Annotated in this window: 22 protein-coding genes; 20 read left to right on the top strand and 2 right to left on the bottom strand. The window is 34.6% G+C overall.

The window, feature by feature from the left end:
* The first annotated feature begins 91 nt into the window (after positions 1–91).
* The 15 genes from KRR19_RS06170 to sucB all read left to right on the top strand — a co-directional run bounded on the left by KRR19_RS06170 (position 92) and on the right by sucB (position 14,732).
* Entirely contained in the window at positions 92–1,045 is a 954-nt protein-coding gene (locus KRR19_RS06170; protein ID WP_002480942.1) for a thymidylate synthase, read from the top strand.
* Between the two features lie 33 nt (positions 1,046–1,078).
* A complete protein-coding gene (locus KRR19_RS06165) occupies positions 1,079–1,558 on the top strand; it encodes a dihydrofolate reductase (protein ID WP_002480941.1) in 480 nt (159 codons plus the stop codon).
* Between the two features lie 14 nt (positions 1,559–1,572).
* Positions 1,573–2,409, top strand: a complete 837-nt coding sequence (locus KRR19_RS06160; protein ID WP_002480940.1) for a DegV family protein — start codon at positions 1,573–1,575, stop codon at positions 2,407–2,409.
* Positions 2,410–2,513: 104 nt separating this feature from the next.
* The gene (gene msrA / locus KRR19_RS06155) at positions 2,514–3,041 is read left to right on the top strand and encodes a peptide-methionine (S)-S-oxide reductase MsrA (protein ID WP_002480939.1); all 528 of its coding nucleotides are present in this window, start codon (positions 2,514–2,516) and stop codon (positions 3,039–3,041) included.
* On the top strand, positions 3,034–3,468 hold the full coding sequence (gene msrB / locus KRR19_RS06150) for a peptide-methionine (R)-S-oxide reductase MsrB (protein ID WP_002480938.1): 435 nt from the start codon (positions 3,034–3,036) through the stop codon (positions 3,466–3,468). The genes msrA and msrB overlap by 8 nt, the downstream gene beginning before the upstream one ends.
* A 1-nt stretch (position 3,469) precedes the next feature.
* Positions 3,470–3,970 (top strand): PTS sugar transporter subunit IIA, encoded by a 501-nt coding sequence (locus tag KRR19_RS06145; RefSeq protein ID WP_156666581.1) that lies wholly within the window; start codon positions 3,470–3,472, stop codon positions 3,968–3,970.
* Positions 3,970–4,191, top strand: coding sequence for a YozE family protein (locus tag KRR19_RS06140; RefSeq protein WP_002480936.1), 222 nt, complete (start codon positions 3,970–3,972; stop codon positions 4,189–4,191). The genes KRR19_RS06145 and KRR19_RS06140 overlap by 1 nt, the downstream gene beginning before the upstream one ends.
* 89 nt (positions 4,192–4,280) lie before the next feature.
* Positions 4,281–5,816 (top strand): S41 family peptidase, encoded by a 1,536-nt coding sequence (locus KRR19_RS06135; RefSeq protein ID WP_156666580.1) that lies wholly within the window; start codon positions 4,281–4,283, stop codon positions 5,814–5,816.
* Positions 5,817–5,829: 13 nt separating this feature from the next.
* A complete protein-coding gene (locus KRR19_RS06130; RefSeq protein WP_002480934.1) occupies positions 5,830–6,336 on the top strand; it encodes a GNAT family N-acetyltransferase in 507 nt (168 codons plus the stop codon).
* Between the two features lie 17 nt (positions 6,337–6,353).
* Positions 6,354–7,442 carry an undecaprenyldiphospho-muramoylpentapeptide beta-N-acetylglucosaminyltransferase gene (locus tag KRR19_RS06125; protein ID WP_216733542.1) on the top strand — a complete coding sequence of 363 codons (1,089 nt, stop codon included), beginning with the start codon at positions 6,354–6,356 and terminating at the stop codon, positions 7,440–7,442.
* Between the two features lies 1 nt (position 7,443).
* Entirely contained in the window at positions 7,444–8,067 is a 624-nt protein-coding gene (locus tag KRR19_RS06120) for a phosphatase PAP2 family protein (protein ID WP_216733541.1), read from the top strand.
* A 384-nt stretch (positions 8,068–8,451) separates the two neighbouring features.
* On the top strand, positions 8,452–9,114 hold the full coding sequence (locus KRR19_RS06115) for a response regulator transcription factor (protein ID WP_002480931.1): 663 nt from the start codon (positions 8,452–8,454) through the stop codon (positions 9,112–9,114).
* On the top strand, positions 9,111–10,475 hold the full coding sequence (locus KRR19_RS06110) for a HAMP domain-containing histidine kinase (protein WP_156666578.1): 1,365 nt from the start codon (positions 9,111–9,113) through the stop codon (positions 10,473–10,475). The genes KRR19_RS06115 and KRR19_RS06110 overlap by 4 nt, the downstream gene beginning before the upstream one ends.
* A 183-nt stretch (positions 10,476–10,658) precedes the next feature.
* Entirely contained in the window at positions 10,659–13,454 is a 2,796-nt protein-coding gene (locus tag KRR19_RS06105) for a 2-oxoglutarate dehydrogenase E1 component (RefSeq protein WP_156666577.1), read from the top strand.
* A gap of 12 nt (positions 13,455–13,466) precedes the next feature.
* Entirely contained in the window at positions 13,467–14,732 is a 1,266-nt protein-coding gene (sucB, locus tag KRR19_RS06100) for a dihydrolipoyllysine-residue succinyltransferase (RefSeq protein WP_023015213.1), read from the top strand.
* A gap of 142 nt (positions 14,733–14,874) precedes the next feature.
* Here the strand turns inward: sucB and KRR19_RS06095 are convergent, their stop codons facing one another.
* Positions 14,875–15,054: a hypothetical protein gene (locus KRR19_RS06095; protein WP_002480927.1), complete on the bottom strand. Its 180-nt coding sequence runs from the start codon at positions 15,052–15,054 to the stop codon at positions 14,875–14,877.
* Between the two features lie 173 nt (positions 15,055–15,227).
* Here KRR19_RS06095 and KRR19_RS06090 point away from each other — a divergent pair, with 173 nt between their 5' ends.
* From KRR19_RS06090 to brnQ3, 5 genes are all read left to right on the top strand, one after another.
* Positions 15,228–16,043 carry a VOC family protein gene (locus KRR19_RS06090; protein WP_105978039.1) on the top strand — a complete coding sequence of 272 codons (816 nt, stop codon included), beginning with the start codon at positions 15,228–15,230 and terminating at the stop codon, positions 16,041–16,043.
* Positions 16,044–16,068: 25 nt separating this feature from the next.
* Positions 16,069–16,272, top strand: coding sequence for a DUF6501 family protein (locus KRR19_RS06085; RefSeq protein ID WP_002480925.1), 204 nt, complete (start codon positions 16,069–16,071; stop codon positions 16,270–16,272).
* A gap of 91 nt (positions 16,273–16,363) precedes the next feature.
* On the top strand, positions 16,364–17,155 hold the full coding sequence (locus KRR19_RS06080) for an ATP-binding protein (protein ID WP_002480924.1): 792 nt from the start codon (positions 16,364–16,366) through the stop codon (positions 17,153–17,155).
* 12 nt (positions 17,156–17,167) lie between these two features.
* A complete protein-coding gene (locus KRR19_RS06075) occupies positions 17,168–19,060 on the top strand; it encodes a vWA domain-containing protein (protein WP_057510515.1) in 1,893 nt (630 codons plus the stop codon).
* Positions 19,061–19,285: 225 nt separating this feature from the next.
* Positions 19,286–20,629, top strand: a complete 1,344-nt coding sequence (gene brnQ3 / locus KRR19_RS06070) for a branched-chain amino acid-like transporter carrier protein BrnQ3 (RefSeq protein WP_023015216.1) — start codon at positions 19,286–19,288, stop codon at positions 20,627–20,629.
* Positions 20,630–20,686: 57 nt separating this feature from the next.
* On the opposite strand, the gene KRR19_RS06065 is transcribed toward brnQ3, so the two are convergent.
* The gene (locus KRR19_RS06065) at positions 20,687–21,607 is read right to left on the bottom strand and encodes a diacylglycerol/lipid kinase family protein (RefSeq protein ID WP_156666574.1); all 921 of its coding nucleotides are present in this window, start codon (positions 21,605–21,607) and stop codon (positions 20,687–20,689) included.
* Positions 21,608–21,720 lie beyond the last annotated feature (113 nt).

Below are 21,720 nucleotides of genomic sequence, written 5' to 3'. Positions count from 1 at the left end.
GGTACGGGACAATATTTGATGGCTGACTCAGTCCATCAATTGTCCCATTTTTTATAATTGGAGATACATACGATTTGAGGAGGAGATAGGTATGAATTCATTCGACGAAGCATATCATGACCTATGTAAGGAAATTTTAGCTATCGGGAACGAACGCGATGATCGTACACGTACTGGTACCATTTCAAAATTCGGTCATCAATCACGCTATGACTTAAGTAAAGGCTTCCCTTTATTAACAACTAAAAAAGTATTCTTTAAGTTGATTGCGACTGAGCTGATTTGGTTTATGAAAGGCGACACAAATATCAAATATTTACTAGAATACAACAATAATATTTGGAATGAATGGGCATTTGAAAACTATGTTGAATCAGAAGATTATCATGGACCGGACATGACGAATTTCGCACATCGAGCATTACAAGATGAAGCATTCAACGAAGTTTACCAACAAGAAATGGAAAAATTTAAATCACGCATTCTAAACGATGATGATTTTGCGCAAAAACACGGCAATTTAGGGAATGTATATGGTAAGCAATGGCGAGATTGGGTTGGTGCAGATGGTCAACATTATGATCAACTTGCTACAGTCATCGAACAAATCAAAACTCACCCTACATCTAGACGTCACATCGTATCTGCATGGAACCCAGCAGAAATTGATACGATGGCATTACCGCCATGTCATACGATGTTCCAGTTTTATGTACAAGACGGCAAACTAAGTTGCCAATTATATCAACGTAGTGCAGATGTATTTTTAGGAGTTCCATTTAATATCGCAAGTTATAGTTTACTAACACATTTAGTAGCAAAAGAATGCGGCTTAGAAGTCGGTGAGTTTGTGCATACGATTGGTGATGCACATATCTATTCTAATCATATCGATGCGGTCAAAAAACAATTAAGTCGTTCAAGTTACGAACCACCTCAATTAAAAATCAATACAGATCGTTCAATTTTTGATATTCAATATGAAGACTTGGAGATTGTAAATTATCAATCACACCCAGGTATTAAAGCACCTATCGCTGTATAAAAACAATTAGAATTTTTGAAAGGGGATAAGAATATGACGCTTTCTATTCTTGTTGCGCATGATCAAAACAGAGTAATCGGTAAGGATAACCAACTACCATGGCATTTGCCTAATGATTTAAAACATGTCAAAAAATTAAGTACTGGCAATACACTCGTAATGGGCCGTAAAACATATGAATCTATCGGCAAACCGCTTCCAAACAGACGTAACGTCGTTTTAACACGTGATGAATCTTTTCATCCTGAAGGTGTAGATGTCATACACAATTTTGAGGATATTTATGATTTGCCTGGCCATGTCTTCATTTTCGGCGGCCAAGCATTGTTTGAAGAATTTATCGATAAAGTAGATGACATGTACATCACTGTCATTGAAGATAAATACCAAGGAGATACGTTCTTCCCACCTTATACTTTTGAAGATTGGGAAGTTGAATCTTCAGTTAAAGGAGAACAAGATGAACGCAATAAAATTCCGCACACGTTCTTACATCTTGTTCGTAAAAAGTAATAGGAGGTATGAAAATGCGTAAAAAAATTGTCACAGACTCAACAACAGATTTACCTCAATCATATCTAAAAGAGCACGATGTTCATGTGATTCCTCTTAATTTAACGATTGAAGGCAAATCTTATATCGACCAACAAGACATTTCTTCTGAACGTGTAATTGAGTTAATAGAAGAAGATGTAGATATCAAAACCAGCCAACCTCCTATTGGTAAATTTATTGAAATGTACGATGAATTAGGAAAAGACGGCTCAGAAATCATTAGTATTCATATGACATCTGGATTAAGCGGTACGTATCAAACTGCGTATCAAGCTAGTCAAATGACTGATTCAAAAGTTACAGTTATTGATTCAAAATCCATTTCATTCGGCCTTGGTTTCCAACTGGAACATATTGTTGAATGGAATAACGAAGGGTTATCAACAGAAGAAATTCTTAAAAAATTAAAACATTTACAAAGCAATATCAAACTCTTTGTAGTGATTGGACAATTAAACCAACTGATTAAAGGCGGACGTATCGGTAAAGCTAAAGGTATGATTGGTAATATGATGCGTTTAAAACCAGTGGGCATTCTTGATGATGGACAAATCAAAATCCTTCATAATGCACGTACGCAAAAGTCGAGTATTCAAATTATTAAAAAAGAGCTTGCTCAGTTCATTGAAAATCATTCGATTAAAAAAATCGGCTTAGCTCATGCAAATGCATTAGATTTTGTAGATAAGTTTAAACAACAATTTGCGATTGAAGAAAATAATACTGAAGTTGAAATCAATACGACAACACCAGTTATTTCAACACATACTGGACAAGGTGCAGTAGGATTCGTTGTCTTGCGTCAATAATCGATAATTCTCATGAAAATCATCGGGTTAAAGCAAACTAATAGAAAATAAAGTGCAGTCATGATAAATTTAGAATTGACTAAACGCCGAATGGAGGTAATATTTTGGCATATGCAACATTAGCTGGCGGTTGTTTCTGGTGTATGGTAAAACCATTCACATCATATCCTGGTATTAAGAATATTGTCTCAGGATACAGTGGCGGCCACGTAGAAAATCCAACTTATGAAGAAGTATGTACGAACACAACAGGACATGTTGAAGCAGTACAAATTGAATATGATCCTGAAATCACTTCATTTGAAAATATATTAGATGTTTATTTCAAGACGTTCGATCCAACAGATAATGGTGGACAATTCTTCGATCGCGGTGAAAGTTACCAACCGGTCATTTTCTACCATGACGAAGAACAAGAAAAAGCTGCACAATCTAAAATCCAGCAGTTAAACGAACAAATGATTTTTAATAAACCTGTGATCACACCGGTAAAACCATATAAAAACTTTTACCCGGCAGAATCTTATCATCAAGATTATTATAAAAAGAATCCAATGCATTATGAACAGTATCAAAAAGGTTCAGGAAGAAAAGACTTTATAGAAAGACATTGGGGGGAGCAAAATGCTTAAAAAAAGTAAAAATGAATTAACAGATATGGAATATCTTGTTACTCAAGAAAATGGTACAGAACCTCCTTTCCAAAATGAATATTGGAATCATTTCGAAAAAGGTATCTATATCGATAAACTTTCAGGCAAACCACTATTCACTTCAGAAGAAAAATTTCATTCTGATTGTGGTTGGCCAAGCTTCTCTAAAGCTCTAAGTGACGATGATATCATTGAACTTGTAGATAAGTCATTTGGTATGGTAAGAACTGAAGTACGTTCTGAAAACAGTCATTTAGGTCACGTTTTCAATGATGGACCAAAAGAAACAGGCGGATTAAGATATTGTATCAATTCAGCTGCTGTACAATTTATTCCTTATGATAAATTAGAAGAACTTGGATATGGTGATTTGATTCCACATTTCAAGAACCAAGGAGAGAAATAATATGTTTAAAAAATTATTTGGCAAAGAGGATAAAATAGATAAGTCAATCGAGGTTTATGCACCGATTTCTGGTGAATACGTTAAAATCGAAGATATTCCAGACCCAGTATTTGCGCAAAAAATGATGGGTGATGGCTTCGGTGTTAATCCAAGCGAAGGTGTCGTTGTTTCACCAATTGAAGGTAAAGTTGACAATATCTTCCCAACTAAACATGCGTTAGGTTTAAAAGCTGATAACGGTTTAGAATTATTAATTCACATCGGTCTAGATACAGTTCAATTAGATGGTGAAGGATTCAATGTATTAGTTGAAAGCGGCGATACAGTAAAAGTTGGAGATCCACTAGTTGAATTTGATTTAGACTATATTGGAAATAACGCTAAATCAGTCATTTCACCAATTATTATTACTAATACAGATCAAGCAGATAAAATCGATATCCACCCGCAAGATCAATTAGTTAAAAGTGAAACAAAAGTAATTGATGTGACAATGGGTTAATGAAAGATTATTCATTTTATCAATTTGCGCTTACTGTGCGAGGCAGACCTGATGAAAAAGGTCAATTAGCAGAACAGATTTTTGATGATTTAGCTTTTCCAAAACATGAGTCAGACTTTCATACATTGTCAGACTATATAGAGACTGAAGCTTCTATCAGTTCACCAATGTATGTATTTGATGACTTATTTGATGAATATCAGGAATGGTTAAAATTTTAAATTTTTGACGTAGGGTTGGTGTGAGGCACCAGCCCTTTTATTTTTTATATAGCCATATATAAGTTGATGAACGTGCTGAATTTGGTAAAATGAATTATCCATTCAAACTAGAACTTATTTATGCACATCAACGTAATTTAAGAAAGGGGCATATCCGAGTGACACAACATAATGATGAAACTAATCAACCTTCAGATGAACAAGACTCAAAAAAGGCACCTAAGTTTTTTAAAATTAAAAGATGGAAATTCATCACATTTAGTATACTCGCATTGTTGTTAACGATTATCCTTACAGTCTTTGCGACAATCGCGATAGCACACAAATTTTCAGGGCTAGACGACTCACAAAGAAAATCATTCAGTAAAGTTGAAAGTACATATCAAACATTAGCCAATGATTACTATAAAAAACAAGATTCAGAAAAATTATCTGAATCTGCCATTAACGGTATGGTTAAATCATTAAAAGATCCTTATTCACAATATATGACAAAAGATGAAACCAAATCATTTAATGAAGACGTTTCAGGTGATTTCGTAGGTATCGGCGCTGAAATGCAGCAACGTAATAAAGAAATCAGTGTAACCAGCCCCATGAAAGGATCTCCTGCAGAAAAAGCAGGTGTACAACCCAAAGATGTTTTAACTAAAGTAGATGGGAAATCTATTAAAGGTAAGTCACTGACAGAAGTAGTCAAAATGGTACGTGGTAAAGAAGGTACTGAAGTTACGTTAACTATTAAGCGTGCCAACCAAGAGCAAAACATTAAAATCAAAAGAGAAAAAATCCACGTTAAAAGTGTTGAATACAAAAAAGAAGGCGATGTTGGTGTCTTCACGATTAATAAATTCCAAGAAGATACAGCCGCTGAATTGAAAACTAATATTATGAAAGCACACAAACAAGGCGTACGAAAAATTGTATTAGATTTACGTAATAATCCAGGCGGATTATTAAATGAAGCCGTTAAAATGTCGAATATCTTCATCGATAAAAATAAACCGGTTGTGAAGTTGCAAAAAGGGAAAGAAATAGAATCGGTGAATACTCCGACCGATCCATTAAAAGAAGCAAAAGATATGAAAGTATCTATCCTTGTCAATGAAGGTTCAGCCAGTGCTTCTGAAGTCTTTACTGGTGCAATGAAAGACTATAATAAAGCGAAGGTTTATGGTGAAAAGACATTTGGTAAAGGTATTGTACAAACCACACAAGAATACTCAGATGGTTCGTTATTAAAATATACTGAAATGAAATGGTTAACACCACACGGTACTTATATCCATGGTAAAGGAATCAAACCAGATGTCGAAATTGCATCTCCTAAGTATCAATCATTATCAATGATTCCTGATGACAAAGTGTTTAAAGAAGGCGATCAAGATAAAAATGTCAAATCTATAAAAATTGGTTTAAAAGCTTTGGATTATCAAGTTGGAAAAGAAAACAATGACTATGATGCAAAACTCAAATCTGCAGTTGAAGATTTCCAAAAAGATAATCAATTACCAGTAACAGGCAAATTTGATAAAGAAACGAATCAAAAATTCGCAGAAAAGTTAGTAGATAAAGCGAATAAAGATGATGAAATGTTAGATGCTTTAATCAAAAAATTAAAATAAAGGGGCACAATTTATGATCAGAAACGCATCACAAGAAGATTTAAATGCGGTAGCCGCATTGACAGAAGAAGCCAAAAAAATTATGGCAGAAGATAATAATCCACAATGGGATGAAGCCTATCCATTACTAGAGCATTTTGAGGAAGATATTACAAATAAATCATTATTTGTATTAGAAGAGGAGAATACAATTTATGGTTATATTGTTATCGACCAAAATCAATCAAAATGGTATGATGAACTAGAATGGCCGATAGATAGAACCAATGCTTATGTCATTCATAGACTTGCAGGTTCTGCTAATTATAAAGGCGCAGCAACAGCATTATTTAACTTTGCTGTTGAACGCGCGTTAGATCACGGTGTTGATGTGTTACTCACTGATACGTATGCTGCGAATCAACGCGCGCAAAACTTATTTGAAAAATTTGGTTTTCATAAAGCAGGCGAAGCCAATTTAAATTATCCTCCTTACGATAAGGAAGAATCATTCTATGCCTATTATAGAATTTTAAAATAAGAATAGAGGTATTTATCATGACGAAAATTGCATTTACTGGCGGCGGAACAGTCGGACATGTTTCAGTCAATTTAAGTTTGATTCCAATTGCGAATGAAAGAGGTTACCAAACTTTTTATGTAGGTTCTAAAAATGGAATTGAAAAAGATATGATTTCATCACAATTAACAAATACACCGTACTTCCCGATATCCAGCGGGAAGTTACGCAGATATTTATCATTTGAAAATATCAAAGACGTATTTAAAGTACTCAAAGGAATTTTAGACGCACGTAAAATCTTAAAGAAACAAAAACCAGATTTACTTTTTTCTAAGGGAGGATTTGTATCTGTACCTGTAGTCATCGCGGCACGTTCATTAAATATCCCGGTGATTATTCACGAATCAGATATCACTCCAGGTCTTGCGAATAAAATTTCTCTAAAATTCGCAAATAAAATCTATACAACATTTGAAGATACATTAAAATATCTGCCAAAAGCAAAAGCAGATTTTGTCGGTGCAACTGTTAGAGATGACTTAAAACAGGGTAACAAAGAAAAAGGTTATCAACTGACAGGATTTAACGCTGAGAAAAAAGTGTTATTAGTCATGGGCGGCAGTTTAGGCAGTAAAACGATTAATGATTTAATTCGACGCAATCTTGACGAATTATTAAAAGATTATCAAATCATTCATCTAACTGGTAAAGGACTACTTGATTCATCTATTCAAAAAGAAGGTTATCGTCAATTTGAATTTGTGACGAGTGAATTAACAGATTTACTCGCGATTACAGACATGGTAGTCAGCCGAGCAGGTGCTAATGCAATCTATGAATTCTTAACATTAAACATTCCTATGTTGCTGATTCCATTAGGATTAGACCAGTCTCGTGGCGATCAGATTGATAATGCAAAATATTTCCAATCTAAAGGGTATGCGCAAACATTACTAGAAGATGAAGCTTCTCAACAAAAATTCATGGATGCGTTAAAAGAGATTGAAAATAATCGTTCAACTATTGAACAACAAATGTCGAACTATCACCAGCTATTTACTAAAGAAGATTTATTAGACAAGATTCTTAAAGATACAAACCAAAAGGAAACGAGGGAAAGCTGAGTTGAGTCGAGCTAAAAGAATTTCACTGATTCTAGTATTTACATTGATATTCAGCGCGATTGCTGTGTTCCATCAAAATAGAATCGGTAATTGGATTGATACAGAAGTCTATGATTTTATTTATGCCTCACACAGCATCATTACAACTAGTATTTTTATGGGTGCAACTTGGATAGGCGAAGTATGGTCAATGATCTGCCTTTCACTTTGTGTTGTCGCATTTTTATTAATGCGTAAAATGCAAATAGAAGCTTTATTCTTTGCGATTGTGATGGCAGTTTCAAGTATCTCTAATCCAATTATGAAAAACACAATTGATAGAGAGCGTCCTACTAAATTAAGACTTGTAGAAATTGGCGGCTATAGTTTCCCAAGTGGCCACGCGCAAGGTTCTACATCTTTCTTCGGTAGCTTGATTGCAATTTCAAGCCATTACTTACACGGGACACCACGTGTGATGATGACTTCATTCTGCTTCTTCATGATTGCGATGATTTGTATGTCTAGAATTTATTTAGGTGTACATTATCCTACTGATGTCATTGCAGGTGTACTTGCAGGTGCTGTATGTATTTTATCTGTATCATTATTGTTCAAAGGTAAATTCAAAGCCTTTGCTAAATGAGAATTAAAGTGAGATTAAGTGCTGCTTAATCTCACTTTTTTTAATTTATAATAGAAAAAAACCGATTCTGCTTAATTGAGAATCGGTTAAGTATGTCACGTTACTTTTAGTGTAACGTCAGTATTTACGGGCATATATAAAAGGGGATAAATCGAAAATGACCAATCCAATTAAGAACGAAATGTGGGGGGGGATGTCTCATTTGTGATTGATAATCATTTTCAATTACTATTATACATTAGTGAGAATGGTTGTCAATTAGAAATCAAAAATAATTTCACTTTTTTATTCAACTCCATATTTTTGTCACAATTAATCATTTGATTCGTTTCATTCGTTCTTAAACGTTTTGATTATGATAAAATCATGATTGAGGTGCTTTCAATGACAAAAATATTAATCGTAGAAGATGAGCAAAACTTAGCTCGATTCATTGAATTAGAATTAGTACATGAGAATTATGAAGTTGATATTGAAAATGATGGTGCAGAAGGATTAGAAACAGCATTAAAAAAAGAATATGATCTGTACTTACTCGATTTGATGTTGCCACATATGGATGGTTTAGAAATATGTAAGAGAATACGTGAAGTCAAATCTACTCCAATTATTATCATCACAGCAAAAGGTGATACATATGATAAAGTAGCAGGTTTAGATTATGGTGCAGATGATTATATCGTAAAGCCATTCGATATCGAAGAACTATTAGCACGTATTCGTGCAACATTAAGACGCCAACCAGCTAAAGACATCATCGATATTAAAGGCATTCAAATTAATAAAGAAGCCTTTCGTGTTACGATTGATGGTCAAGAGGTTGAATTAACTAAAACCGAATATGACTTGTTACAGCTGCTTTCTGAAAACTTAAATCATGTCTTGCAACGTGAACAAATATTAAATCATGTTTGGGGTTATGACAGCGAAGTAGAAACCAATGTAGTGGATGTTTATATTCGTTATCTGAGAAATAAATTGAAACCGTTTGGTAAAGAAAAGGTAATCGAAACAGTACGTGGTGTCGGTTATGTGATACGCAAATGAAGCAACGAAAATTAAAAACTCAATGGATGCTAATTACTACGAGTATTACGTTTTTGATTGTTTTCATTTTCAGCTTAGTCATCATTTACTTTTTGAGCATTACTTTAAGAGACAGTGAAATTAATGATGCAGAAAAAAGTGCTGATAACGTTTCAGCTTTACTTGCGACGAAATCTTTGGTTGATATTAAACCTTTAGATTTAAACGCATCACTTGGTAATTTCCAAAAAGTGATTCTGTTTGATAATGACAAACAAAAGATAACCGAAACATCGACTATGAGTGATTTTATTAATAGCACAAAAGGGATTGAACCTTCTCAGTATCACAGTGTTTACGTGCAACGTATTAAAGATGCAAACTTTTTAATCGTTTCTCATCCAGTCGAAACTGAAAAGTTTCATGGTTATTCTGTGATTATCCATTCGCTCGCAAGTTATGATAGTGTTATGCATTCATTAATCATCTTATCGGTGTTATTTGGTATTATTGCCATTATTATTACTGCCACTATCAGTTATATCTTTTCTGCACAAATCGCAAAACCTATTACAATTATGGCTAACAAAATGCGTAAAATCCGTAGAGATGGTTTCCAGGAAAAGTTAGAACTACCGACTGAATACGATGAAACAACTGACTTGATTGATACATTCAACGATATGATGATTCAAATTGAAGAACTATTTGATCAACAACGCCAGTTCGTAGAAGATGCTTCACACGAACTGAGAACACCGCTTCAAATCATTCAAGGTCACTTAAATCTTATCCAACGATGGGGTAAGAAAGACCCAGCAATTTTAGAAGAATCATTAGATATAACAATCGAAGAAATGAATCGTATTACCAAGTTAGTAGAAGAGCTGTTATTATTAACGAAAGAATCAACCTATAAAGATGCTTTAGATGTAGAACCTGTTGATGTAAACGACGAGATTAAATCTAGACTAAAATCTCTCGAACAATTACATCCTGATTATAGTTTTACATTTACACCGTCAGTGAAACCAATATGGCTGAATATTAATCGTTATCAACTTGAACAAGTATTGCTTATCTTTTTGGATAATGCGATTAAATATGATACAAGAGAGAAAAGAATAGAAATTTGTACTGCACTTAAAAATAGACAAGCAACTATTGAAATTACCGATCATGGTTCAGGCATTCCTAAAAAAGACTTAGACTTTATCTTTGACCGTTTTTATCGCGTAGACAAATCACGTTCTAGACAACGTGGAGGTAATGGTTTAGGATTATCGATTGCTCAAAATATAGTGAATTTACATGGCGGTACAATTCAAGTTGAAAGTGAAGTTGATACGTTTACAACATTCAAAATTACCTTCAACGTATAATTACATTTTAATGATAATTCGTCTATTATTGTACAATATTATATTTAAGGTTATATATGTGTATAAAGAGCCGTCATATCGGCTCTTTTTCATGCCATCAAATCGTCATTCTCCCTTTAATTTGTGAACATTTAATGATATTATTTATTTGTAAGCGTTTCAATATATTGTGGAGGGAGTAATATGACGAAATATACACAGGTTAGTGAAGCACCTGTAAATTTCGGAGCTAACTTAGGGGTAATTATTGATTTATACGATCAATATCTACAAGATCCAACTTCTGTCTCTGAAGATTTACAAATTCTATTTAGTACAATTAACAATGACAACAGAGAGGTGGCTGCAGCACCTTCATCAAGTTCTGATGATATGACAATTAAACAAGTTATGCGTTTAATCGATAACATCAGACAATATGGGCATCTGCAGGCAGATATTTATCCAGTCAATCGACCAGAACGTAAAAATGTTCCTAGATTGACACTTGAAGATTTCAATTTAACAAAAGAAGATTTAGAGCAAATTTCTTCAGGCATTGTGTCAGATCATTTTTCTGATATTTATGACAATGCCTACGAAGCAATCCAACGCATGGAAAAGCGTTATAAAGGGCCGATTGCTTTTGAATACACACACATTAACAACAATAAAGAACGCGCTTGGCTCAAGCGACGTATTGAAACGCCATATAAAGCAAACTTAAATAAAAGCCAAAAGCTAGAATTATTCAAGACATTAGCACATGTTGAAGGTTTCGAAAAATATCTTCATAAAAACTTTGTAGGGGCAAAGCGATTCTCTATTGAAGGTGTAGATACCCTTGTGCCAATGCTGCAACAAATCTTAAGTCGTGCAGCTAAAGAAGAAATTCAAAATATTCAAATAGGTATGGCACACCGTGGACGCCTCAACGTTTTAACACATGTGTTAGAAAAACCTTATGAAATGATGATTTCTGAATTCATGCATACTGATCCAATGAAGTTCCTACCACAAGACGGCAGTCTAGAATTAACTTCAGGTTCAGCATGGACAAGTGACGTTAAATATCACTTAGGCGGTACGAAAACAACAGACACTTATGGTATAGAACAACGCATTTCATTAGCAAACAACCCAAGTCACTTAGAAATCGTGTCACCGGTTGTATTAGGTAAAACACGTTCTGTACAAGATGACCGTCATCAAAGCGGCAAAGTACAAACAGATTTCAGAAAATCTATGCCGATTTTAATTCATGGTGATGCTGCTTATCCAGGACAAGGTATCAACTTTGAAACAATGAACTTAGGCAACTTAGAGGGGTATTCAACAGGCGGTTCATTGCATCTGATTACTAACAACAGAATCGGTTTCACTACAGAGCCACAAGATGGTCGCTCAACAACATATTCTACAGATGTTGCTAAAGGTTATGATGTACCGATTATGCATGTTAATGCAGACAATGTTGAAGCAACAATTGAAGCAATTGATATTGCAATGGACTTCAGAAAAGAGTTCAACAAAGATGTTGTTATCGATTTAGTCGGTTACCGTCGTTATGGTCATAACGAAATGGATGAACCATCTATTACAAACCCAATTCCTTATCATGCCATCCGTAAGCATCCAACTGTAGATCACATCTATGGTGACCAATTAGTTGAAGAAGGCATTATCTCTGAGGATGAAAAGAATGACATCTTAGATGATGTTCAAAAAGAACTACGTGCAGCACATGATAAAATCGATAAAAATGATAAAACAACAACACAAGATATGTCTAAACCAGACAATGTTGACTTACCGCTTCAACCTGATGATCGTCAATTTGATTTCGAAGAATTGAAATCAATCAATGATGCATTATTAACATATCCAACAGGTTTTGAAGTCTTGAAAAAACTGAACAAAGTTTTAGAAAAACGTAGAGAACCATTTGAAAAAGAAGATGGTTTAGTAGATTGGGCACAAGCTGAACAACTTGCATTTGCGACAATCATGCAAGATGGCACACCAATTCGTTTAACAGGTCAAGACAGTGAACGTGGTACTTTCAGTCACAGACATGCGGTATTGCATAACCCTGATACTGGCGAAGAATATGTGCCTTTACAACATGTACCAAATCAACGTGCATCATTCGATGTTCATAACTCACCGCTATCTGAAGCAGCTGTTGTAGGCTTCGAATACGGTTACAATGTTGAAAACAAGGGTACTATGAATATCTGGGAAGCTCAATACGGCGACTTTGCGAATATGGCACAAATGATGTTCGATAACTTCTTATTCAGCAGTTATGCGAAGTGGGGCGAACGCTCAGGTCTAACATTGTTCTTACCACATTCATATGAAGGACAAGGTCCAGAGCACTCATCAGCAAGATTAGAGCGTTTCTTACAACTCTCAGCTGAGAATAACGCGACTGTCGTAAATTTATCTAGCTCTAGTAACTATTTCCACTTATTACGTGCACAAGCAGCAAGCTTGGATACTGATGCAATGCGTCCACTAGTTGTCATGTCACCGAAAAGTTTATTAAGAAATAAAACTGTAGCTGACACAATCGATAAATTTACACAAGGCCATTTCGAACCTATCTTGCCAGAAGAGCATGAAACAAGCAAAGTCAAAAAAGTAATTTTAGCTTCAGGTAAAATGTTTATTGATTTGAAGGAACGTCTGCAAAAAGAACCGGATGAATCGATTTTATTGATTGCGGTAGAACGCTTATATCCATTCCCAGCTGACGAAATCAAAGCAGTTATTGATCAGTTGCCAAACCTTGAAACAATTGCATGGGTTCAAGAAGAACCGCAAAACCAAGGTGCTTGGTTGTTCGTATATCCTTACTTAAGTGATATCGCTAGCGATCAATACGAATTGCAATATAGCGGTCGTATTAAACGTTCTGCGCCAGCTGAAGGTGACGGAGAAAATCATAAACTCGTTCAAAAATCTATTATCGAAGAGAGTCTTAACAAAAATTAGGGGGAAATTAGTATGTCTGAGATCGTAGTTCCAGAGTTAGCAGAATCTATTACAGAAGGTACAATAGCTGAATGGTTGAAGAATCCAGGTGATTCAGTAGACAAAGGTGAAGCTGTTGTCGAATTAGAAACAGATAAAGTCAACGTTGAAGTTGTATCTGAAGAAGCAGGTGTTTTACAAGAACACTTAGCAGAACCTGGTGATACTGTTGAAGTAGGACAAGCAATCGCAACTGTAGGGGAAGGCAGCGGCAGTTCATCATCTTCAGCTTCATCTGATGACAAAAAAGAAGAAGCACCAAAATCTGAAGACAAATCAGAATCAAAATCTGAACCAGCAGAAGCTGACAAATCAGAAGAAAAAGAAAGTGCTTCTAGTGACCAACGCGTCAATGCAACACCATCTGCACGTAAATATGCGCGTGAAAAAGGTATCGACTTAGCAGAAGTTGCTTCTAAAGGTAACGATGTTGTACGTAAAGATGACATTGATCGTCAACAACAAGGTAACCAAAAACAAGCTGAGCCAGCGAAATCAGAAGCACCAGCTAAACCACAAAGCAGCACACCAAACAAACCAGTGATTCGCGAAAAAATGTCTCGTCGTAAACAAACAGCAGCTAAGAAATTATTAGAAGTATCTAATAACACAGCAATGCTGACTACATTCAACGAAGTTGACATGACAAATGTGATGAACTTACGTAAACGTAAAAAAGAACAATTTATCAAAGATCATGATGGAACAAAATTAGGTTTCATGTCATTCTTCACAAAAGCAGCCGTTGCAGCATTGAAAAAATACCCTGCAGTGAATGCTGAAATTGATGGACAAGACATGATTACTAAACAATTCTATGATATCGGTATTGCGGTATCTACAGATAATGGTTTAATCGTGCCATTCGTACGTGACTGTGATAAGAAAAACTTCGCAGAAATCGAAAGTTCAATCGCAGACTTAGCAGTTAAAGCACGCGACAACAAATTATCACTTGGTGATTTAATGAACGGTTCATTCACTATCACAAACGGTGGTATCTTCGGTTCAATGATGTCTACACCAATCATTAACGGAAGCCAAGCAGCTATTTTAGGTATGCACTCAATCATCACGCGTCCAATCGCGATTGATAAAGATACAATTGAGAACCGTCCTATGATGTACCTTGCTTTAAGCTACGACCACAGAATTATTGATGGTAAAGAGGCAGTAGGATTCTTGAAAACAATCAAAGAGCTTATCGAAAGCCCTGAAGATTTATTATTAGAATCTTAATCTATAAAGTAAATCATATTACAAACATTGATACGACGGCAGTTTTGCCGTCGTTTTTTTATGTTTATTTTTGAATTTCGAAACAAAAATAAGCAGCGTGATTGATTTAACTCATTAAAATCAATCATCGCTGCTTTTAATTCTATAACATATTGAAAACGACAAGTTCTATAATCGCAAGGATGACAAATACGATACATAAAACTCCGAAATGTTGCTTTTTAAACTTCGCATTTTCTTTAATTCGACCTGTGAAGTAGTTAATACCGGAGTACGCTGCTACAAGTATCGTTAAAGCGAATAATATCCAGAAAGTAAGCATTATTAATCATCTCCTTTGATCCAAATTTTCAGATCAAACATGCCTTTTCTAATCCTATATACTATTACTATACCTTATTTTGACTGAATTCATTCATTGAACACTTCATCATACAAAAACCACTTCATTTAAGTTATAATGAATGAGAAATCACAAAAGAAGGTGTGGGTAAAATGGCAGGTTTACGAAGTGTCACAATAGGTACTCGAAATCTAGAACAATCAATTTATTTATTTCATGATATTTTAGGATTGAATTATGAAAGACAAGGTTCAAAAAATGCAGTACGTTTTGGTGATGCATTTTTAAGTCCGGGTACAAGAATACACTTTATTGAAGTACCAAACTATTCGACAGAAAATAATCATGTCTTAAGTGTCGGTTTAAGAACACCATCAGATTTAGGATTAGAAGAGTATCAATCAATTTTAGACCAAAATGAAATCAAATATGGTGACGTTACTGAAATGAATAATAATAAACATTTTGAATTTAAAGACGGTAACGGACAATTCTTTGATATCTATTCTAATGAAAATAATAGTGGTGTACCATTAGGTATGCCTACCGATGAAGGTACGGTGAATCCGCTTCACCAAATCCAAGGACTTGGACCAGTGATTGTTCAAGTTAACGAAATGTTGCTGACTTCATCGATTTTATCTAAAGTATTCGGCCTTGATCATTTTGCTGAATACACACCGACTACAGATGATGACTTTAAAGTACAAGTATTTCGAATTGGAGAAGGCGGCTTAGGTGGAGAATTACACATCTTCCAAGCTACAGAATCAATCAATTTACCAGAATATGGTTCGGTCGAACAAATCGAATTTAGTACGCAATCTAAACAAGAATATCGCAATGCGGTCCAACAGCTAGAAACAATTGGCATTCCATATCAAACACTTGAACAACAAGATTCAGAATCAGTTCGTATTACAGAAAATAGTGGATTGTCATTCATCTTAACTTTAGAAAAAGCATAACCTGCACAGAAAGGATTGTGAACATATGTTACACGAAGAATGGAAAGACAAACAACCAATTAAAAAGGTAGAAGTACTGCATACAGACGCTAAAAAATTTACAGTATCTGATATGTTGACTATTGGAAAACAATACGATGTCGTTAACGAAACTGAAGAATATTATCAAATCATTGATAACTCAGGTAAAGTTGGCGGTTATTATAAAGAGTATTTTAAAGAAGTTTAATAAGCAATTTGAATTAAATATTCGATTAGGGACTTGGGCACAATGATGTGCCTCGGTCTATTTTTTGATGTATGAAAAGGAGAAATTTTAAATGGCACAACATCAGTATATTAATGCCGATAAAACAGTATTTGGTGACGCATATGCAATGATGCGCTTAAATAAAAACATTTTATTAAAAGGACCAACAGGGTCAGGTAAAACGAAACTCGCAGAATCATTAAGTGAAGATATTAATATTCCAATGCATCAAGTCAATTGTTCTGTTGATTTAGACGCTGAAAGTTTACTAGGTTTCAAAACTATCCAAACAAGTCCAGATGGCAATCAAGAAATTGTCTTTATTGATGGACCTGTTATCCAAGCGATGAAAGAAGGACACATTCTATACATTGATGAAATCAATATGGCGAAACCTGAAACACTTCCTATCTTAAACGGTGTGCTAGACTATCGTCGCAGTCTTACAAATCCGTTTACTGGTGAAATTATTAAAGCAAAACCTGGTTTTAATGTCATTGCAGCAATTAACGAAGGTTATGTAGGTACATTACCGATGAACGAAGCATTAAAAAACCGTTTCGTTGTTATTCACGTCGACTATATTGATGGCGAAACATTAAAAACAGTTATTAAAGAACAAAGTCGCTTAGACGATGATGCACTTATTTCAAAAATTGTCGCATTTAATGAAGACTTACGTACTATGACAAAACAAGGGCAAATTTCTGAAGAAGCTGCAAGTATCCGTGCATTGATTGATATGAGTGATTTAGCAACAGTCATGCCGATTGAACGTGCAATCCAACGTGCGATTATTGACAAGTTAGAAGATGAACGTGAACAACAAGCGATTATTAATGCAATAGAATTGAACTTTTAGTGAGGGATTTTTATGACCAATCGATTTATCAAGTTTAATGATGAAATCTTAGACGCTAAAAAAGTGATGATGTTGCAAGACCTTGCACGTTTACTTTTGGAAAATAATCAAACGCATGTCAAAATTCAAAAATTCCCTTATTATGATCCGATTGAAAATGAATTAATCGCTAGTGTCTTCTGGACACACCGTCCAAGTCATATTGAAATTACTGGACTAAAGACAGATGTTTTACTTGCGACCTATGGTTATCGATTAATGGATGAATTTATTGTGAATGAAGTATTAGACAATCAAGAATTTAAACATCCAAGTTTCTTTAAACAAGTCTTCAAGCTATTAGAAGATATGCGTGTCCTGAATGCGATTGTTAAAATTCGCCCAAGTATGAAAGATGCAATCGCTTTGCGCAAACAAATTCGTCTTAACTATACTGAGTCACAAATCAGTGTTTATCGCACAAAAACAACTTATACTGATTTAATCTTCTTATATTTAGAGAAATCACTATTAACTGAAGACTTTTATGAAGTGCCTAGTATTAGACCTGATTTAGATCCAATCTTACAAAGTATGTATATGTATCTGCCGAATTTCTTTATGAACTACACATCAGAAGACAATAAGTTCTTAGCTGAACGTATTATGTATCAGCTTGATGACTTATTAGATGAAGACATGCTAAATGAGTATTATTACATTCCACGTAAAGTTTATAAAGAAATCCAAGCTGAAACTTTCGATGACCTTAAACGTGTGGATGCAGCAAATGTTGACGGTAAAGATGACACAGATGAAGATGATGACATCGAGACAGCTGAAGCTGACACCAAAGCACAAGACTCTAAATCGCAAGGTGGTTCTTACCTAGAAATGGAACTCCATGAAGGCGAGAACAGTGAAGCTGTCAGTGATAATGACAACGCACGTGAAGGTGATGCTTCTGATGATATGACAGATATGATGACTAAAAAGGGTAAAGGATCAAATGAGACCATAGATAATGAGTCGGGTGGCCAAACAGGTGCTTCATCACAACCTTTTGCTTTAAAAGGTATCAATGAAAATGTGGAAATTAAATGGAATGTGCCGGAAATAACAGCTGAGGATCGTGCAGCATATCACGAAGTAGAACGAGAAGTACAATACGAAATCAAGGATTTAACACAAATCATTGAAAAAACGATAGAACGTGAACAAGTTGATGAACGTCATAACCTTACTAAAGGACGTTTACAAAGAGACTTAATCAATTGGTTTATTGATGACCAATATAAAATGTTCTATAAAAAACAAGATTTAAGTCGTTCCTTCGATGCGACATTCACATTACTTGTTGATGCATCAGCAAGTATGATTGATAAAATGGAAGAAACAATCAAAGGTGTCGTATTATTCCATGAAACCTTGAAAAAACTGAATGTAAAACATGAAGTTTTAGCATTTAATGAGGATGCATTTGATGCTGATGACAAATCGCAGCCTAATATTATTGATGAAATTATCAATTATAACTATTCTATCGGTTCAAAAGACAGCGCTAGAATAATGGAATTAACGCCACAAGATGATAATAGGGATGGTGTCGCAATCAGAATTGCAAGTGAACGCTTATTAAGCAGACCGCATCACCAACAATTTTTAATCATCTTTTCTGATGGTGAACCTTCAGCATATAATTACGATCAAGATGGTATTATTGACACGTACGAAGCTGTTGAAGAAGCTAGAAAATATGGTGTTGAGATATTTAACGTATTCTTAAGTCAAGAAGAAATTACCGAAGATATTGAACGTACCATCCATAATATTTATGGGCAATACGCTTTATTTGTAGAAGGTGTTGAGAACTTACCGAGTCAACTTTCACCTCTATTGAAAAAACTATTATTGAAGTCTGTCTAAAGACCTTATACAATACGCATACAAAACACAATAAGACATTATCTTGTTGATTGTATGCGTATTATTTTGTTTTAAAATTAGTAAAATGACATATTTCACTGATTATGTAACAAATTTCGCGTGATACTTTTTAAATTTTCTGAAAGTTTATATGGCAATTCCTAGTGCATTATGCTAAAATAAAGCAATATTTAAGATTTATAGTAACAGAAGGAGCACATCAAAATGAATAAAAACACATGGATTATCGGGTTTACCTTGTTTGCCATCTTCTTTGGCGCCGGAAACCTTATCTTCCCACCAAACTTAGGACTAGATAGCGGTCATTATTTCTGGCCAGCTATTCTCGCATTTGTATTAACGGGAATCGGGCTTCCGTTATTAGGTGTGGTAGTAGGTGCTTTAGATAAACAAGGTTATATCGGATCATTTAATAAAATATCACCTATTTTCTCAGTAGTATTCCTAGTGGCTATTTATTTAACAATCGGACCGTTGTTCGCAATTCCGCGTACAGCGTCAACATCATTTGAAATGACTGTTACACCGATCATTAATACAAGCAGCCCAATTGCGTTATTTATTTTCTCAGTTATTTATTTCGCAGTAGTATTATATCTTTGTTTGAGCCCTGGTAAAATGGTAGACCGTATCGGTTCATTATTAACGCCAGCATTGTTGATTACAATCATTGCTATGATTATCAAAGGATTTATGGACTTCGGTGGTAATCCATCTAGCCATGGTACAGAAGCATATACATCAACATTAACAGGTTTCTCTCAAGGTTTTACACAAGGTTACCTTACAATGGATGCAATTGCCGCAATTGCTTTCTCTATGATTGTAGTAAATGCAGTTAAAGCAACAGGAGTGACACATGCTGATACAATCTTCAAACAAACAGCAATGGCAGGTGTAATTGCAGCAGCTGGTTTAATGTTCATTTATATTTCTCTAGGTTATATCGGTAACCATATGGTTGTATCTCCAGAGAAATTAAAAGATTTAGCAGCACATGACCAAAACGTCGGTACATACTTACTGACTACAATTGCAGGAACTGGTTATGGTGAGTTTGGTAAATACTTATTAGGTATTATCGTTGCACTTGCATGTTTAACAACAGCATGTGGACTTGTAGTATCAGTAAGTCAATACTTTAATAGTATTTTCCCTAAAATCTCTTACAAAGCTTATGTATTAGTCTTTACTGGTATCAGTTTAGTACTTGCTAACTTAGGTTTAAACCAAGTTATTCAACTTTCAATTCCAGTATTGATGATTTTATATCCAATCGGAATTACAACTGTATTATTAATTTTGATGGCACGATTTGTTCCAATGAAACCAATCGTCCAACAATTTACAATTATTGTGATTACAATTACATCATTAATTAGTGTAGCGGTTGCTAAAGAATGGATTCATTTTGGAGCTTGGAGCAAATTACCACTTGCTAGCAACAGCCTAGAATGGTTCCCAATTGCGATTGTAGCTGTAATTATCGGGTACTTAATCAGCTTAGGCGCAAAAAATCAAAAACCAATCGTTTACGAAAAAGAATAATTCTATAAATCTAGAACGGGAGTGTACAAATCATACGTACACTCCCGTTTTCTATTCTTATTCGTTTTCTATATCTACATACAATAGTTTTACTTTGTCTTTTAACAATTTAATTTCAGCAGGCGTATCAAATAATATTTCTCCATCAATGTCCATTTTAGTATTTGGAGTCGTTTCTAAAGTTGCTTCATCAGTGGATACTAATGTGATATTCTCAGTGATATCATTCCAATTCATACTGTCTTTCACGTGGAAGAAATCCTTAATTAAACTCATATTATGATTTTTGAATAGGAAGATATTCATTTTACCATCGCAAGGGGATAAGTCTTCTAAAGGAATTCTGCTTCCACCGACAAAATTACCATTTGCGATGAGGATCATGGATGTTTCTCCTGAATAACTTTCACCATTTACTTTAACTTCATATTTATAGGTTTCAGGATCAGCAATTACTTTTAAAGTAGTAAAGATATAACTTAACTTACCAAAAACTTTCTTACTGTTTGAATCTACATTTTCTGCATTTTCTACCATCATACCGATTCCGGCAAAGTTTAACGCAATATGACCATTAATATCTAATACATCAAAAGATTTCACTTTAGCTTCAAGCAATTGTTGTGCTGCCTGTACAGGTCTAGCAGCCAAATTTAATGTTTTAGCAAAATCATTAAACGTTCCGCCTGGAATAATGCCGATAGGAATATTCAACTCATTTTTTACGACGCCGTTTACTAACTCATTAACTGTACCATCGCCGCCTAAGATAAAGAAGATATCATATGAATGGTCATCATTTTGAGCTACAGTATCACAAAACTTTTTAATATCTCCTTCTTCTTTACTTAATTTAATTGTTAAATCATCACACATTTGAACTAAGCTTTCTGTTACTTGTCCAATAGATTTATACAGGTTGCCTTGACCTGCAGCTTGATGATAAAACAAAACACCTTTATTGAAGTGTTGTGTCATTAGTTACCAGACTCCTTTGAACTTATCTCGTTATACTTACCCAAAAATTAATATTGTTCAATCATACAAAAGAAAAAACGATTATCTTTCACCAAAACGGTAGGGGAGATAAT

Source organism: Staphylococcus sp. CWZ226 (assembly GCF_018986355.1).
Taxonomy (GTDB): Bacteria; Bacillota; Bacilli; order Staphylococcales; family Staphylococcaceae; genus Staphylococcus; species Staphylococcus simulans.
Note: the sequence above shows the minus strand (reverse complement) of the source record. Positions and strands in the feature narration are given on the sequence as shown.